This is a genomic window from Agarivorans litoreus (assembly GCF_019649015.1).
GTDB lineage: Bacteria > Pseudomonadota > Gammaproteobacteria > Enterobacterales > Celerinatantimonadaceae > Agarivorans > Agarivorans litoreus.
The window spans coordinates 1,525,001-1,541,418 of sequence record NZ_BLPI01000001.1; the positions used below are offsets into that span (position 1 = coordinate 1,525,001).

Consider the following 16,418-nt stretch of genomic DNA (forward strand, 5'->3'; position numbering starts at 1 on the left):
ATATTCAAATTCATGTTCCTTATTTAGAAGGTACACCGCAGCAAACACTGTTACGTTGGTACCATGAGGGCTTAAACGCCTTTGAACAAACCTGTCCAGCAGGCTCAGCCATTTTTGCTGAATTTGGTGAAACCTTAACAAGTCTGCTAGCACAAAACACACCAGACGAAACAGAACTAAACACACTAATAAAAGAAACAGCCAAGCGTTACCATGAAGTTAAAGCCAAGTTAGATGCCGGTCGTGACCGCTTGTTAGAAATACACTCAAGTGGTGGCAACAAAGCTGCAGAGCTAATTGAGAAAATTCAAGCAGCAGAGCAAGACCCACATTTTGTGACGTTTAGCCTACGTTTGTTCGATACCATTGGTATCAACCAAGATGACAAAGGCGAAAATGCCTTGGTATTGCATGCGAGTGAACAAATGCTAGTGCCGTCTATTAATGGCTTGCCGGAAGACGGTTGCACCATTACTTATGACAGAGACACAGCGCTTAGCCGAGACGAAATTCAACTTATGTCTTGGGAGCACCCGCTGATTCAAAGCTGTATCGATACTATCTTGGGGGCCGACTTAGGCACAACTTCGGTAGCCTTACTTAAAAATCGCGCCTTACCAGTAGGTAGCTTATTTGTTGAAGGGATCTTTGTAGTAGAAACCAGCGCACCTGCCGAGTACCAAATTGAGCGATACTTGCCCGCTACACCGGTGCGTATTTTACTGGATAAAAACGGCGGAAACTTGTCTACCAATGTTGGTTTTGAACAGTTCAATCAACAACTTTCTGCGGTTAACCGCCACTTAGCCGCGAAGTTGATTAGTGCTTCACAAACACAAATTCATCCTTTGCTTGCGCAAGCCAATGAGCTCGCCCAACAACAATTAACAACTATTGTTGAACAAGCCAGTGAGCATATGAAGCAAAGCTTAAATGGCGAGCTTGAACGCCTTGAAGCCTTAAGCGCAGTAAACCCAAGCATTCGTAAAGATGAATTAAATACCTTACGAAACTTACGTGACAATGCTGGCGACTACCTACAAAAAGCCCAAGTAAAATTAGATGCGCTGCGGGTGATATTGGTTTCGCATAACTAGGGGCTGTAGATCTTTGCTGATGGTTTTTGCAGCAATTAATTAGCCATTTAGGCAAGGCAGTGAGTGTGCAGTTAAGTGGGCTTAATAATCACTCGCTAACGCTGAATAAATGGCTAAGAAATGCTGCCCGAAGGGTTCGGATAAGCGAACTTTACTCTTTGTTAAGTACTTCTTGCTTAGCCCACTAGGCTTCTAAGTGCTCGCCGCGATTAAAGCCCGCTTATCTCGAACAAAATTTCAACACCAAAGATCTACAGCCCCTAGCAAATCGAGATTCTATTTTATTTAATAGCAGGCCTTAGCTTACACTAGGGTCTTATTTTTTAGAGCTGCACTAATGCCAGATTTTGTTTATCGCCCTCCAATGTCTCCCTACTTTAGCGTTGTTTACCAAGACGAAGCTGTAATTGTATTTAACAAAGCCAGTGGTTTACTGTCGGTGCCAGGTCGGCTTGAAAAAGATAGCTTGTGGGATCGTGCTCAACGTGTTTGGCCCGACATTAAAGTTGTGCACCGCTTAGATATGGCAACCTCAGGGCTGATAGTTATGGCCTTAGGCAAGCCGGCTCAAAGTCACTTAAGTCGTCAGTTTCAGCAACGACGCACTACTAAAACCTACTATGCCGAGATCTTTGGTCATCCAGAGCAAGAGCATGGCGAAGTAAACCTGCCACTGCGTTGTGATTGGCCTAATCGCCCCAAACAAATTGTAGATTTTGAACAAGGCAAAGACGCTTTAACACACTGGCAGATTATTGAGCAAAGGCCTCAAACAAGCTTAGTTGAACTTAAACCAATAACTGGGCGGACCCACCAACTACGGGTGCATATGCAACAACTAGGCTGCCCCATTGTTGGCGATGGATTTTATGCATGCCAACAGGCAAAAGCGCTAAGCGAACGCTTACACCTTCATGCTGCCAAAATAGGTTTTTATCATCCAGAAACGGAGCAATTTATGGAATTTGAGTGTGCTCCGCCATTTTAGTTAAAGCAAAGCTGGGTATTGTCCGATACATTAAGCATACACCTCGCCAAGGAACACAAATTGTGCAGCTTGCTAAGTATTGCTTTCTCTCCAGTTTATTAGCAATAAACTGCGCATTTGCTGAGGTTCAGCCTCAAGATTTTAGCCATTGGCCAGTAATTGGTGAATTAAAACAGCTGGATGTAGAGCAACAACAATTTGTTAGTTTGTGGCTAGAAGAAGAAACCCCGCAAAAACGTGGCACCATTATTTTACTTCCCGATTGGGGTATATCACCAAGCGCTCCCAACAGTATTGATTCACTTCGCCAAGCTCTTCCCAAACTAGGCTGGGAAACCGGCGCTATTTTACCCCCTAAGCCCATGTCAGGTTTAATGCAGCAAGCAGAAACCGAAAATGATGAGCAACGGCAGCAATACAAGCAAAGCTTACAAGCGCTTATTCAAGCAGCTAAACAAAATCAGGCTGAGCAGTTTGGTTTTCAAGTGATTATTGCACAAGGTGTGATGGGAGCATGGCTGGTTGAATTGCTAGCCGAAGACGAGCTAGAACAACCCGATGGCATTGTACTTATTAGTGCTTATTACCCTAACCAAACGCTGAATAAAAAACTGGCCGAGCAAACCGCAACACTGCCTATTCCAGTGCTAGATATCTATGCCGAGCACTATAACCATTGGCAGCAACAAGCCCGAGAGCAACGTTTAACGGCCAGTAACAAAAATCAAAAGCTAAACTACCGACAAACCCATTTACCCGCCACCGCAGACACCGCGCCCAATAGTGCAAAACTAACTAAAACTGTTTACGGCTGGTTTAACGCCTTGGGTTGGTACTAACAAGACTCTATTAGCCGGCAGTGGTGAGCAGTTGTAGATATTGCTAAGCTGAGCCCAACATAACTTAGCTAAAGCTTAGGGCTGTTTATCTTTCGAGCTGATTTTTGCAGTGATTTGTGGTTAATTGATACAAGACAGAAGCTTTAATGTGTAGCGAGCCTACATGAGAAGCTAATAACGCAGTAGAAATAAGCCCCTAACCATGAAAATAGTTTTTTTAGATCGCCTCACCCTAGCTAGCCATATCAACTTGGCGCGTCCCAGTTTTGCTCATCAATGGCAAGAATACCCCAGCACCACACCACAACAAGTACGTGAGCGCTGCCAAGATGCAAACATCATCATTGTGAATAAAGTGCAATTAAGTAGGGATACCTTAACTCAATTGCCACAGCTAAAAATGATTGCGGTTGCAGCTACCGGGACCAACAACGTGGATCTAGCGGCAGCCGAAGAACTTGGCATAATCGTTAGCAATATAAGAAATTATGCCGCTCAAAGCATTGCCGAACACTGCTTAGCGCTAATGTTTAACCTTAGGCGCAATGTATTAGCCTACCATCAGGCGATTCAACAAGGTCGTTGGCAACACGCTAAGCAATTTTGTTTTTTTGACTTCCCCATCGATAACTTGGCTAAACAAACGCTGGCAATAATAGGCGGCGGTAACTTGGGCCAAGCGACCGCCCAATTAGCCGGCAATTTAGGCATGGAGGTAGTAATGGCAGAACACAAAGGCCAAACTCCTCGCCCTGGCAGAGTTGCCTTTGAAGAAGCAGTTAGCAGTGCAGATGTGATTAGCATCCATTGTCCACTGACTCCGCAGACTAAAGACCTGTTTGGCGAGCCAGAATTGGCGATGATGAAGGAGACGGCCCTACTAATTAACACAGCCCGCGGCGGAATAGTTAACGAACAGGCTTTGTTGCAGGCTTTGCAAAACAAGCAAATTGCTGGCGCAGCAAGTGATGTCTCTGAATGTGAACCACCTACGCACGACAGCCCACTGATGCAAGCACTTAGCCTAAATAACTTTATACTTACCCCACATGTGGGCTGGGCGAGCAGCCAAAACATGCAAGTTTTGGCTGACCAATTGATCGATAATATTGAAGCATTTGTAGCAGGAAAACCACGCCACCAAGTATTCGCTAATTAGCGCTCTTGCGTTGTTGTTTGACTAACTCGTAAGCCTGTTGAATATCTTGAGTGCGCTGCTTAGCTAGCTCCATCATTTCTGGTGGTAAGCCCTTGGCGACTAACTTATCAGGATGATGCTGGCTCATTAGTTTGCGGTAAGCACGTTTGATTTGCTGGTCACTATCTTGTTGGTTAACGCCTAAGATTTGGTAGGCTTCTTCTAGCTGCTTAGCGCTACTTTGCGCGCTTTGGCGTTGACCACCATGGCGATGGAACTTAAGCTCGGCTTCCCAGCGCGAAATCATCGCTTGAAGCTCTGCTTCCGAGAAGCCTAAAGCCTTGGCTACACGCTTTAATAAAGCATGTTCACTGTCGTCGATTACGCCATCTGCAAACACCCCTTGCAGCTGGATTTCCATGAACATTTGCAATAAATCACGACGCCCATTAACCGCGCTAACAAAGCGAGAAATTTGCTCCTCCAAGGGAAAATCTGCATCTTTACCTTGGCGAAAAGCATCTTGAGCTTGGCGCCTAGCTTCGCCTTGCAGCCGCATTTGATCCATCAAAAAGTTAGCGACCTGAATCTCTTGTTGCGTAACCACGCCCTTTGACTTAGCAATATGGCCAAGCACCGCAAAGGTAGAGAACAAAAAGGCTTGCTGAGCAGCTTGGCTACTCGCTGCCGAGAAGGCAAAATTGCCGCCTACCGCTTTATCAAACCGATGGCCTAGCCATAGGCCAAGCAAGGCACCAAAAGGCCCACCAAACATAAAGCCAAAAAATACGCCTAATACTTTTCCCCAAATTCGCATCACTATTCTCTATCTTTGGTTAATTGCTGGTCTAGTTGTTGAAGCCGCTCAGGGGTCCCCACATCTACCCATTCGCCGCCTTGTAGTTGACCACTCACTTGTTGGCTTAACATTGCTTTACGTAATAAAGGTGCAAGTGCTTGTTTACCGCTAGGCACATGCTGAAAAAAGCGTTGATGATAAATGGCCACACCACTAAATGTAAACTCAGGCTTATCTATCACCAAACCTTGCTCCAAGCTAAAATCACCGGTTAAATTGTGGCTGGGATTGGCCACCAAGTATAAATGGGCATTACTGTCGGTTTGGCTATTTTGGCAAATAGCTTGGTAATCCCAATCATTCCAAACATCCCCATTAATCACCAAGAACTGCTCGCTAGCGATAATAGGTAAGGCGCTAACAATGCCCCCGGCCGTTTCTAAAGCACTAGGTTCATGACTATAAAGAACCTCTATTCCCCACTTGTCACCATTGCCCACATGTGCTTCTACCATCTCGCCTAAATAAGCGGTATTTATTACGATGCGTGTTACGCCTGCGGTAACCAATTTGTCGATATGCCAGTTAATCAAGGCTTTACCAGCAACTTTTAACAATGGCTTTGGGCAATGATCAGTTAACGGACGCATCCGCTCACCGCGTCCCGCTGCCAAAATCATTGCGGTGCGAATTTGGCTCATGCTTTAAACTCTTTTGCGATAGGGCTAATCCACTGATGAAAGGCCTGTAATTCAGGATAACGCTTGGTCACTTGAAGTACATATTCGAGTGTTTGAGGAATGGCTTCGCGATAGGCAGCTTTACCATCCCGATGATCTAATCTGCAAAATATTCCCAGCGCTTTAATATGCCGCTGCAAACCAGTTAGATCAAACCAACGCTGCCAAGTACTTAGTTCGATGGGCGCAATTAAGTGAGCCGATTTTTCGCTTAAAAAATCTTGTTGCAAACTATCAACCAAGGCTTCAGGCCAAGCGATATAACAATCACGCAGCAATGAAACCACATCGTAAGCAATAGGCCCCCAAACCATATCCTGAAAATCAATCATCACTATTTGCTGTTGATTGAGCATCAAGTTACGACTATGAAAATCCCGATGCATAGGTGCATAAGGCTGTTCTAAAATAGCTTCGCTAACAGTGTGACATAAGCCTTGCCAATCACAATGCTGCTGCCAGTTTTCTCCCGCCTGCAACTCTGCTTTAACAAACCAGTCAGCGAATATATCCAACTCACGTTGAATAAATGCTTGGTCAAACTCTTCCATTTCTGCCAAATCTTCACGTTTAGTAGCCTGAAGTTGAACGATTAATGCAAGCGCTTGTCTATAAAGTTCAGAAGCAGTATCAGCACTTAGCACTTGCTCAAGCATGGTTGAACCAAGGTCTTCAATACATAGAAAACCAGCATCAATGTTTGCTGCTAACACCTTGGGCACCGGCAGAGCTTGTGCGCTTAAGGCATTAGCAATATCAACAAACTGTTGGTTTTTCTCGGTAGCGGGCGGCGCATCAACGGCAATAGCAGTGTCACCATTAGAAAGTTGGAAACGAAAGTAGCGCCGAAAACTGGCGTCGCCACTTATCATCGTTAACTGAGGAGACATAATGTCTAAGGTATTTGACAACCATTGCTGTAAAGCAGATTCGCGTACTAAATTACTCATAATTTCTTATACTAATAACAGCCTTTAAATAGCCGCTCACCAATAAATCCAGTATTATAAGCGGCTAACTTTAACCATAGAATTCATTAAGCACAACGTTGACGTTACAGGCTTGGAATTTGTTTATATCAGGGAATAGTTCACATTTATAAGTTCGTAACTAAACGGTGCCTGCAAACTTCGCTAGGATTAGCGACGTTGCTTTCGAGCTTCAGTGCCTTAGCAGAAACACCGTTATCTATGCCTCAGTGCCGAGCACATATCCCAGAACGCATAAAATCCGGTCCCATTGACCCTAACGCTCCCTACGTGATTGCCGCTGATGAATTACATGCAAAACAAGGCGATAAAGCGAGCTTTAGTGGTAATGTTGAGTTTTCCCAAGGCCCTCGGGCATTAAAGGCTGAAAACACCGTATTAGACGAGCAAGCACAAACCCTAAAAGCGACCGGAAAGATTGAGTTTCAAGATAATTTAGTCAGTGTGAAAAGTGATACTTTTGACGCCAACTTAAAAGATCATCAAGCTACACTTAACTCAGCTGAGTACCAACTGTTTGAGCAGCAAGGACGCGGAGAAGCCAGTAATTTAAAAATTAATGATGAACAAAACTTATCCTTAGAAGATGCCAGTTATACAGCATGCCCTCCGGGTGATGTAAGTTGGGAGATTCACGCAGAGAAAATTGATATCGACTCTAGTGAACAATGGGCTACAACCAAAAATGCCACTGTACGGCTTTTTAATGTACCGGTAATGTACTTACCGTATTTTTCCTACCCAATTGGCGATCAACGCCATAGCGGTTTCTTATTTCCGAGTATCTCTACTTCAACCAAAAACGGAGTTGATGTCTCCACCCCTTACTACTGGAACATCGCTCCGAATTTTGACGCAACGATAACCCCACGTTTGATGACACGGCGTGGTTTGCAGCTGCAAAGTGAGTTCAGATATTTGCTCGGCCAACACACCGGCACCTTGAATGCTGAATATTTAGCTAACGATAGTGAGTTAGATCTCGACAGATATTTGTTTCATTGGGATCACCAAGGGCAGTACAAACGTCACTGGCGATTCAATACCGATTACACCCGCATCAGTGATGATAACTACTTTAATGACTTAGGCGACAAGCTTGGTAAGGTAAACGAAAACCAGTTACTACAAACCGGTGTCGTGGGTTATCACACAAAATACTGGTACACCGAACTATTAGTGCAAGATTTTCAGGTGCTTGGCAATACCGAGCAGCCTCACACTCTACTTCCTCAATTAAGTTTCACTGGAGACTGGGATTTAAACTGGCAAACCCTGCAATTTGGCTTTGATTCAGAAATTAGTAACTTTACTCACAGTGATAGCTCCTACTACACCGCACAACGTGTTCATGTAGAACCCAGTTTAAGTTTGCCTTATGTAGTACCTGCTGGTTTTTTCAAAGCTGATTTAGCCTTAATGCATACCTACTATAGCCAAGATAAAGGAACTAATTTCGATTATGACTATTTAGCCAGCACAGTTAATCGAACCTTGCCTAAGCTAAGTGTAGAAGGAGGCTTAAACTTTGACCGAAATACCCTTTGGTTCGGCGATAATTACACTCAAACTTTAGAACCCGTAATTAAGTACTTATACATTCCTTATACTAATCAGGATGATATTGGGATCTATGATACCGATAATCTACAACAAGATTATTACGGCTTATTTAGAGACAAACGTTATAGCGGTTTAGATAGAATCGCCGATGCGAATCAAATCACCCTTGGGGTACACTCGCGTTTTTTATCGCCTAGTAACCAAGAGACATTACGTTTAAGCCTCGGTCAAATCATCTACTTTGAGCCTAGTCGCACCACTCTAATACCCGGCAGTGAGCCTTCTGATAACTCTAGTTCAGCGCTGGCTTTTGAAGCAGATGCAAATATCAAACAAGATTGGTTTGGGCATACTGGCTTTCAAATCGATACTTTAGAAGGGCGGCTAAATAAAGCCAACGCCGCAATCGAGTGGCGACCCGAGGCACAAAAGCTAATACAAATGAACTATCGCTATTCGCAAGCCTCTGAAACCATGGTCAGCGACGTAAATCAAGTAGGAACTAAGGTTGCTTGGCCAATAACCGATCGCGTATCAGCGGTAGGAAGTTACTACCGTGATATGATTTTAGACCGCAGTATTGAGAGCTACTTGGGTGTGCAATATAACTCTTGTTGTTGGGGCATTCGCCTTACCTATCAACGCGGCTTACAAAGTGCCTATGTGGATGACAATTCAGGTATTGACCGAGTCGGTGAATTTGACAGCTCACTCAGCCTCGATTTTGAGATTAAAGGCTTAGGTGGTAGCGACACCAGCAGCCGAGAAGAAATGCTAGAAGGTGGTAACTTCAAATATGGGCGCCCCTTTTACCTCAACCATTAAAACCTTTAAAACAAATATGATAAAGTAAGCGACGTTTTGCTCGCAGTAATGATAGGAACGAAATGAAAAAATTAATATTGCTTGGTGTAAGCATATTCATGCTTGCTACTGGGTTGGTACAGGCTCAGGAGCAATTGCTCGACAAAGTTGTCGCTATTGTAAATAACGATGTGATCACTCAGAGCCAAGTGGATGAGCTAACTGGCAAAGTTCTGCGAAATGCCACAGATGCACAGCAGGAGCTTCCTCCCGAAGAAGAATTACAGCAACAAATAATGGATAGGTTAATTCTAGAAAGTTTGCAGCTTCAATTAGCTGAGCGCTTAGGCATTAAGATTAGTGATAGCCAATTAGAGAACACCATTGATAACATTATTGCCAGCGAAAACACCAGCAGGGAGGTGTTCTTAGACGATTTAACCAAGCAAGGCATGAGCTATAGTCAATTTAGAGAAGATATTCGAAAAGAGATCATTCTTGGAGAAGTAAGCAGAAGCCAAGTGCAAAGGCGAGTTAATGTATCGGAACAAGAAACAGATGCCTTAATAAAGCTTATCGAAGAGCAAGATAAAGGCACTGTTCGTTATCATGTTGGTCATATTTTGCTACGCATATCTGGTGATGAGCAAGTCACTCAACAACAAGCAGAAAGTCTAGTTAAACAACTTAAAAATGGTGAAAATTTTAACCAACTAGCGATGACTCATTCGCAAGGCCCTAAAGCTTTAGAAGGCGGCGATTGGGGCTGGATGACCATTGAAGAGATGCCAACCTTGTTTGCTGGAGTTGTAAAAAATCAGCACCAAGGTTCAGTATTAGGTCCTATTCGCACCGACTCAGGCTTACACATTATTATGGTGATGGATACAGAAGGTTTACAAAAAATAGAAACCTTAGAAGTGAATGCCCGACATATTCTAATCAAACCTTCGATTATTCTTAGCGATAGAAAAGCTAAAAGTTTGTTGTCGGAGTTTCGCCAACAGCTAATTTTAGGTGAAGTAACATTTGAAGAACTGGCTCGCCAATATTCTGAAGACCCCGGCTCAGCAGTACGCGGAGGTGAATTAGGTTGGTCTGACCCTAGTGTGTTTGTCCCGGCATTTAGAGACACAGCTAATCGTTTGGAGATAGGAGAACTTAGCCAACCTTTCCGCTCAACTTTTGGTTGGCACTTAATGGAAATGTTGGATAAACGCACCACTGATACCACCAATTCAGCCAGTAAAAACCGCGCATATCAAATAATCTTCAATCGTAAGTTCAATGAAGAAACCCAAGCATGGCAAGAAGAGCTTCGCGAAGAAGCATACGTAGAAATATTGGATGGTGAGGCATGAGTAAGCCTATAGCCAGATTAGCAATTACCCCTGGTGAACCGGCAGGTATTGGCCCCGATCTAGTGCTTGCCATAAGCCAACGGGATTGGCCAATGGAGCTAGTGGTGGTTGCTGATCCTCGTTTGTTGAAAGAGCGGGCTAACCAGCTAGGTATAGATATTACTCTACTACCATATCAGCCAGAACAAGCGGCAAAACCACAAGCTGCCGGTACCTTAACTGTTGCTCCGGTTGCCATGTCTAAGCCAGCTATAGCGGGGCAACTTGATGAGGCTAATGGCCACTATGTGCTAAATACCTTAAAATTTGCTTGTGATGGCAACATGAATGGTCAATTTGCTGCAGTGGTTACCGGTCCAGTACACAAGGGCATAATTAATAAAGCTGGCGTATCTTTTAGTGGTCACACTGAGTTCTTTGCGCAGCAATCAGGCACTGCCGATGTAGTTATGATGCTAGCAACAGAAGGTTTACGCGTTGCTTTAGCCACCACTCACCTGCCCTTAGCCTATGTAGCTAAAGCGATTACTCATGAACGTTTACATAACATCATCAGTATTTTGCACCATGACCTAAAAACTAAGTTTGCCATTAAGCAACCCAAAATATTTGTTTGCGGGCTTAACCCTCATGCAGGAGAAGATGGTCACCTTGGCCGCGAAGAGCTAGACGTTATTATCCCCTTGCTTGATGAAATGCGTGAGCAACATGGTATGAACTTAATTGGTCCATTACCCGCCGACACGCTTTTCCAAGATAAATACTTGGCAGAAGCCGATGCGGTGTTGGCCATGTACCACGACCAAGGCCTACCAGTGCTAAAATATAAAGGTTTTGGCCAATCGGTAAACATTACCCTTGGCCTACCATTTATTAGAACCTCAGTTGACCACGGAACTGCCTTAGAGCTAGCGGGAACTGGTGAAGCCGATCATGGAAGTATGATTACCGCCATCGAACAAGCCATAGATATGGTAGAGCGAGAACATGAATAAACAAGTTCATCAAGGGCACCGCGCCCGCAAACGTTTTGGTCAAAACTTCCTAAATAATGACTCTGTTATTAGCCAAATTGTAGCCACCATCTACCCACAACCAGGTGAGAACCTGGTTGAGATTGGCCCTGGTTTGGGAGCGTTAACCGAGCCAGTTGCCAGCTCCGCTGGCCACCTACAAGTTGTAGAATTAGACCGTGACTTAGCTCAGCGCTTACGCGAGCACCCCACTCTCGCTAGTAAACTTACTATCCATGAAATTGATGCGCTTAAATTCGATTTCATGCAGCTGTCTAAGCCTGAACAAAAAATGCGAGTGTTTGGCAACTTACCTTACAACATTTCTACACCGCTTATTTTTCACTTGCTAAGCTTTACCAGCGCTATTTCTGATATGCACTTTATGCTGCAAAAAGAAGTGGTGAAACGAATGGCTGCAGGCCCAGATAGCAAAGCATACGGTCGTTTAAGCGTAATGACTCAAGTGCAATGTAATGTTATGCCGGCCTTAGAAGTGCCTCCCGAAGCGTTCGCGCCACCACCTAAAGTTGATTCTGCAGTGGTGCGTTTGGAGCCTTACGAAAGTACGCTGTACCCACTTAACTCATTAGCAACTTTAGATAGAGTGTGTAAAGAAGCCTTTAATCAACGTCGTAAAACGATTCGTAACGCACTCGGCAATTTACTCACAGTAGAGCACTTAGCTGAGCTTGGTTTAAAGCCGACGCTGCGCCCAGAAAATTTAACTATTCAACAATTTTGTGATATTGCTAATTACATAGATAAAAACCAGTTATTACAGGCTTCTAGTAGCGATGAGTAATACCCCAGAATATGACTTGGATATTGAAGTAGAGTCCGGCTTTTTGCCAGAGCACTCAGTGCCAGAAAAACAACAATTCGCTTTTTTTTACACCATTACTATTCGCAACTGCAGTGCACAAGCGCTGCAGTTATTACGCCGTCACTGGGTGATTACCGACGGCGACGGCAAAGTAAATGAAGTGAAAGGCGACGGTGTAGTAGGTAAACAACCCCATCTTAAGCCGGAAAAACCTTTTTCTTATACCAGTAGTGCCGTGTTAGCAACCGAAGTAGGCGTAATGCAAGGCAGCTACACGTTGATTGACGAAGCCGGTAATGAGTTTGAAGCAGAAATCCCGCCATTTCGTTTATCACTTCCAAATAAGCTTCACTAATTAAGGTATGTTATGGCAACTTATTTTGTTGGTGACGTCCAAGGTTGTTTAGATGAATTAAAGGCACTACTAAAGCAGTGCAAGTTCTCAACTAAAAAAGATCGGCTCTGGCTCGCCGGAGACCTCGTGGCTCGAGGCCCAAAATCCTTGGAAACTTTGCGTTTTGTTAAAGAGTTGGGTTGTGCCGCTCAAGTGGTACTAGGTAATCACGATTTACATCTGTTAGCGGTAGCCAACGGTATCCATCGCGCCAAACGGCGCGATAACTTGCAAGATTTACTTGATGCGCCCGATAGAGAAGAATTGCTAAACTGGCTGCGACAACAACCCTTAATCAAAAAACACCCCGACTACGATGTAGTGATGGTGCATGCAGGCATTTATCCGAAATGGAAAGTCAGCAAAGCACTGAAACTTGGTAAAGAAGTTCAGAAGCAACTTGCTAGCGATGATTACTTATCACTACTAAAAAACATGTACTCCAATGAACCGGCTCGTTGGAGTGATGAATTAGTAGGTTATGATCGCCTGCGCTGTATTATTAATGTGTTCACTCGGATGCGTTATTGTTTCCCTGATGCTAGCCTTGATTTTGAATCAAAGCTACCTCCCAACAAAAATACTAACCCGAACCTAAAACCTTGGTTTGAACTCCCCGGAAAACACCTAAAAGAGACCCATATTGTATTTGGGCACTGGGCTGCGCTAATGGGAAAGAGTAAGCACGACTTAGTGTCTGGGCTTGATACAGGCTGTGTATGGGGTAATCACCTATCAATGCTGCGCTGGGAAGACCAACGCATGTATACTCAAGATTGCCTAAACAAAAATATAAGCAACTAAACGCGCGCTAAAGTAACAAACTCATAGTTGTAAGGGTTTTTCTCATCAGCCAAGTGCTTTTCGCTAGCGAGTTGTTGCCATTGATACTGCTGGTAATCTGGGAAATGAGCGTCGCCTTCCACATCTTTTTCGATGAAAGTTAAATACAATGTATCGGCAAACACTAAACACTGTTGGTAGATATTTCCACCACCAATAATCATTACTTCATCTTCGTCTTCAACTAAATCTAAAGCCGCCTGAACGGTGTTAACTACCGTAACCCCTTCTATGGCTAAATCCACATTGCGACTTACCACTATGTTTAAGCGCCCTGGTAATGGGCGACCAATCGACTGATAAGTTAAGCGACCCATAATTACCGGTTTGCCCATCGTCACCGCTTTAAAATGCTTAAGATCGGCCGGTAGGTGCCAAGGCATTTGATTGTCTTTGCCGATAACTCGTTGCTTAGCCATTGCGGCTATCATTGCTACTTTCACTGTATTACCTTTTTAAACTGAGGCTTCTAAACGATTGGCCGACCACGATATATAACAACGGATGGTATAGCTAAGCCAAAACTTAAGGCCATTAATATAAACATCGTCCTTAAACCATTTTCAATGATGGTGGCTAACAAAGGCTCGCTAAAACCGTTGCTATATAAGCTAATAATCCCCACCATGGTAGTAAATGCATAACTGCCCGGAATCATAGGAATAATAGAGGCAACCGTAAATACTGGCCGTGGAATTAAGTAACGGCGCGACCAGTAAACACCAATTAAACCTACGCTGGTAGACGCAACTAAAGTTGCCCATTCAAGCGGCACCCCCCAGTAAATGCATAAGGTTCTAAGACTATGAGCGAACGCACCACCAATAGCACAAAAGGCTAACATTCGAGTAGGTACATTAAATACCATGGCAAAACCAACTGCAGGAACCGCTGAAAAAAGAGCATCGTTAAGTAATAACTTAAACAATTCAATCATCTTATAACCACCCACTTACACCCGTGGCCCACATCGAAAAAGCAATTCCCATAGCCACTCCTAAACTAAGCAAGGATGCAAAAAACCAACGAGAAATACCCATACTAATATGGCCTTTTACCATGTCTGAAACCGCGTTAATTAGTGGGAACCCTGGCACCAATAACAACACTGAAGCAGCCATCACTGTTTGTGGTTGGTTACCGATATCATAACGAACTGCAAGACCTGCAATAGAGGTAGCAACAAAGGCGGTCATGCCAAAATTAAGGATAGGGTTATGATGACGATGTGCCATTTCTTGGCGAAACAACATAGCGACAGCCGAAGCGACAAAAGTCATCGCAAATACGGCCCAGTCACCACCAAATAATCGGCTAAAACAAGCACAAGACATACCGATCATAAACACCACTAACCAACGATTATGTTTGAAAGGCCTTAAGCGTTCTAAACGTTTTACCACATCATCAACACCTAATAGCTGTTTCTCAGCCATGATGGTGATCCTTTGCACTTCGCATACCATATGCATGTTAATGCCGCGATCATAAACTCGTCGAGTAGTTGTAATGCAGCGACCTTGTGATAAGCCCGTAAGAATAAGCGCATTAGCAGTGATAGCCAATTCTACGCTCTCTAGGCCTAAGGCTTTACCTAAACGGACTGTCGTTTCTTCAATTAATTTACTTTCTGCGCCATGCTGCTGCATGATTCTGCCAGCCTGCACAGCTACCCGACAAATCTCTGTTTGTTGTTCTAGAGAAATAATACGAACCGGAGCCTGAACAGGCTCCGGAGAGTGTCTAAATGAGCGTAACATTTAAAGATCCAAGTAATACTAGCACATCTAATAGCTTACTATGGTTGGTAAATAACCTCTACATCATAATCGTCATCATCCCAATCATCATCGTCGTCATCCCAGTCTTCTTGGTTTACTTTGTCGATTTGTTGTTGATGATAGTCATCCCACTGGAATTTAACTTCTTCGCGCTCAGCCATTTCTTCTTCTACCATAGGTAGGGTTTCGATAAATTGACCAATCGCTTTACAAATGTCTTTAGTTCCATTGTTTTCTAAAGCGGAAATTGAGAAAACCTCACCTTGCCAATCCAGTGCTTCAATCACTTTTTGGCGGATCTCTTCAGCTTCTTCTTCAAGTACTAAATCGACTTTGTTAAACACTAACCAACGAGGCTTCTCGAATAGCTTTTCGCTGTATTGCTCCAGCTCTTTAATAATAGTGATAGCATTTTCAGCAGGGTCGCTACCATCTGCTGGCAGCACATCCACCATATGCAACAGTACACGACAACGCTCTAAGTGCTTTAAGAAACGCACACCAAGCCCAGCCCCATCGGCTGCACCTTCAATCAAACCGGGAATATCAGCAATAACAAAACCGCGGTTTTCTGATTGACGCACCACCCCTAAATTAGGAATAAGTGTAGTAAATGGGTAGTCTGCCACCTTAGGTTTGGCTGCAGATACACTGCGAATAAAGGTAGATTTACCCGCATTTGGCAAACCCAACATGCCTACGTCAGCAAGTAGCAACAGCTCCAATTGAAGGTTACGAACTTCACCAGGAGTACCATTAGATTTGCGACGAGGCGCTCGGTTGGTACTGCTCTTAAAGCGAGTATTACCTAAACCATGAAAACCACCTTTAGCAACCAACAAACGTTGTTTATGTTGGGTAAGATCGCCAAGGATCTCTCCTGTGTCTTGATCACGTGCTCGCGTACCAACCGGCACTGGCAACTCTAAATCCTCACCACGCTTACCAGTACAATTAGAACCCTGGCCATTTTCGCCACGCTCTGCTTTATGAAAACGTTCAAAGCGGTAATCAATCAAGGTGTTTAGATTTTCATCGGCAACCAAGTATACACTGCCACCATCTCCGCCATCACCGCCATCAGGACCGCCACGTGGAACATACTTTTCCCGACGAAAACTAATAGTGCCGTTGCCGCCGTCACCTGCGTCTACTTTAATTACCGCTTCATCTACAAATTTCATTTTTCACTCCAGCATTATCGCTTAACTATAATGCAACACGCCTACTTCGTAAGCGAAAT

17 protein-coding genes (1 of these 17 cut by a window edge) are annotated in these 16,418 nt (G+C 44.0%); 10 read left to right on the forward strand and 7 right to left on the reverse strand.

The window, feature by feature from the left end; translation table 11 throughout:
- The 4 genes from rapA to K5L93_RS07010 form a co-directional block, all read left to right on the forward strand.
- On the forward strand, nucleotides 1-1,097 hold the final stretch of the coding sequence (rapA, locus tag K5L93_RS06995) for an RNA polymerase-associated protein RapA (RefSeq protein ID WP_220719068.1). 1,822 nt of this gene lie to the left of the window's left edge; 1,097 of the gene's 2,919 nt are visible here — the last part of the coding sequence; its start codon lies beyond the left edge, outside the window; it ends in the stop codon at nucleotides 1,095-1,097.
- A 337-nt stretch (nucleotides 1,098-1,434) separates the two neighbouring features.
- Nucleotides 1,435-2,085: a pseudouridine synthase gene (locus tag K5L93_RS07000; protein WP_220719069.1), complete on the forward strand. Its 651-nt coding sequence runs from the start codon at nucleotides 1,435-1,437 to the stop codon at nucleotides 2,083-2,085.
- A gap of 62 nt (nucleotides 2,086-2,147) precedes the next feature.
- A complete protein-coding gene (locus tag K5L93_RS07005; RefSeq protein WP_220719070.1) occupies nucleotides 2,148-2,924 on the forward strand; it encodes a DUF3530 family protein in 777 nt (258 codons plus the stop codon).
- A gap of 202 nt (nucleotides 2,925-3,126) precedes the next feature.
- Nucleotides 3,127-4,083, forward strand: coding sequence for a D-2-hydroxyacid dehydrogenase (locus K5L93_RS07010; RefSeq protein ID WP_220719071.1), 957 nt, complete (start codon nucleotides 3,127-3,129; stop codon nucleotides 4,081-4,083).
- Here the strand turns inward: K5L93_RS07010 and djlA are convergent.
- The 3 genes from djlA to K5L93_RS07025 are packed head-to-tail and all read right to left on the reverse strand — an operon-like array spanning nucleotide 4,076 to nucleotide 6,551.
- A complete protein-coding gene (gene djlA, locus K5L93_RS07015) occupies nucleotides 4,076-4,879 on the reverse strand; it encodes a co-chaperone DjlA (protein ID WP_220719072.1) in 804 nt (267 codons plus the stop codon). The two genes, K5L93_RS07010 and djlA, sit on opposite strands and share 8 nt — an antisense overlap.
- 2 nt (nucleotides 4,880-4,881) lie before the next feature.
- Nucleotides 4,882-5,562 carry an N-acetylmuramate alpha-1-phosphate uridylyltransferase MurU gene (gene murU / locus K5L93_RS07020; RefSeq protein WP_220719073.1) on the reverse strand — a complete coding sequence of 227 codons (681 nt, stop codon included), beginning with the start codon at nucleotides 5,560-5,562 and terminating at the stop codon, nucleotides 4,882-4,884.
- Nucleotides 5,559-6,551 carry an aminoglycoside phosphotransferase family protein gene (locus tag K5L93_RS07025; protein ID WP_220719074.1) on the reverse strand — a complete coding sequence of 331 codons (993 nt, stop codon included), beginning with the start codon at nucleotides 6,549-6,551 and terminating at the stop codon, nucleotides 5,559-5,561. Before K5L93_RS07025 ends, murU begins: the two co-directional genes overlap by 4 nt.
- A 198-nt stretch (nucleotides 6,552-6,749) precedes the next feature.
- On the opposite strand from K5L93_RS07025, the gene lptD reads away from it, so the two are divergent.
- The 6 genes from lptD (at nucleotide 6,750) to K5L93_RS07055 (ending at nucleotide 13,355) form a co-directional block, all read left to right on the forward strand.
- A complete protein-coding gene (gene lptD, locus K5L93_RS07030) occupies nucleotides 6,750-8,978 on the forward strand; it encodes an LPS assembly protein LptD (RefSeq protein WP_220719075.1) in 2,229 nt (742 codons plus the stop codon).
- 62 nt (nucleotides 8,979-9,040) lie between these two features.
- Nucleotides 9,041-10,318, forward strand: a complete 1,278-nt coding sequence (surA, locus tag K5L93_RS07035; protein ID WP_220719076.1) for a peptidylprolyl isomerase SurA — start codon at nucleotides 9,041-9,043, stop codon at nucleotides 10,316-10,318.
- Nucleotides 10,315-11,313, forward strand: coding sequence for a 4-hydroxythreonine-4-phosphate dehydrogenase PdxA (gene pdxA / locus K5L93_RS07040; RefSeq protein WP_220719077.1), 999 nt, complete (start codon nucleotides 10,315-10,317; stop codon nucleotides 11,311-11,313). The genes surA and pdxA overlap by 4 nt, the downstream gene beginning before the upstream one ends.
- On the forward strand, nucleotides 11,306-12,136 hold the full coding sequence (gene rsmA / locus K5L93_RS07045) for a 16S rRNA (adenine(1518)-N(6)/adenine(1519)-N(6))-dimethyltransferase RsmA (protein ID WP_220719078.1): 831 nt from the start codon (nucleotides 11,306-11,308) through the stop codon (nucleotides 12,134-12,136). The genes pdxA and rsmA overlap by 8 nt, the downstream gene beginning before the upstream one ends.
- Nucleotides 12,129-12,512: a Co2+/Mg2+ efflux facilitator ApaG/CorD gene (apaG, locus tag K5L93_RS07050; protein ID WP_220719079.1), complete on the forward strand. Its 384-nt coding sequence runs from the start codon at nucleotides 12,129-12,131 to the stop codon at nucleotides 12,510-12,512. Before rsmA ends, apaG begins: the two co-directional genes overlap by 8 nt.
- 12 nt (nucleotides 12,513-12,524) lie before the next feature.
- On the forward strand, nucleotides 12,525-13,355 hold the full coding sequence (locus K5L93_RS07055) for a symmetrical bis(5'-nucleosyl)-tetraphosphatase (RefSeq protein ID WP_220719080.1): 831 nt from the start codon (nucleotides 12,525-12,527) through the stop codon (nucleotides 13,353-13,355).
- Here K5L93_RS07055 and folA read toward each other — a convergent pair.
- The 4 genes from folA to cgtA are packed head-to-tail and all read right to left on the reverse strand — an operon-like array spanning nucleotide 13,352 to nucleotide 16,359.
- Nucleotides 13,352-13,837: a type 3 dihydrofolate reductase gene (gene folA, locus K5L93_RS07060; protein ID WP_220719081.1), complete on the reverse strand. Its 486-nt coding sequence runs from the start codon at nucleotides 13,835-13,837 to the stop codon at nucleotides 13,352-13,354. The two genes, K5L93_RS07055 and folA, sit on opposite strands and share 4 nt — an antisense overlap.
- Before the next feature lie 26 nt (nucleotides 13,838-13,863).
- Complete coding sequence (locus tag K5L93_RS07065) at nucleotides 13,864-14,331, reverse strand: threonine/serine exporter family protein (protein ID WP_220719082.1); 468 nt, start codon at nucleotides 14,329-14,331, stop codon at nucleotides 13,864-13,866.
- Between the two features lies 1 nt (nucleotide 14,332).
- Entirely contained in the window at nucleotides 14,333-15,154 is an 822-nt protein-coding gene (locus tag K5L93_RS07070; protein ID WP_220719083.1) for a threonine/serine exporter family protein, read from the reverse strand.
- 38 nt (nucleotides 15,155-15,192) lie between these two features.
- Nucleotides 15,193-16,359, reverse strand: coding sequence for an Obg family GTPase CgtA (gene cgtA, locus K5L93_RS07075; protein ID WP_220719084.1), 1,167 nt, complete (start codon nucleotides 16,357-16,359; stop codon nucleotides 15,193-15,195).
- Nucleotides 16,360-16,418 lie beyond the last annotated feature (59 nt).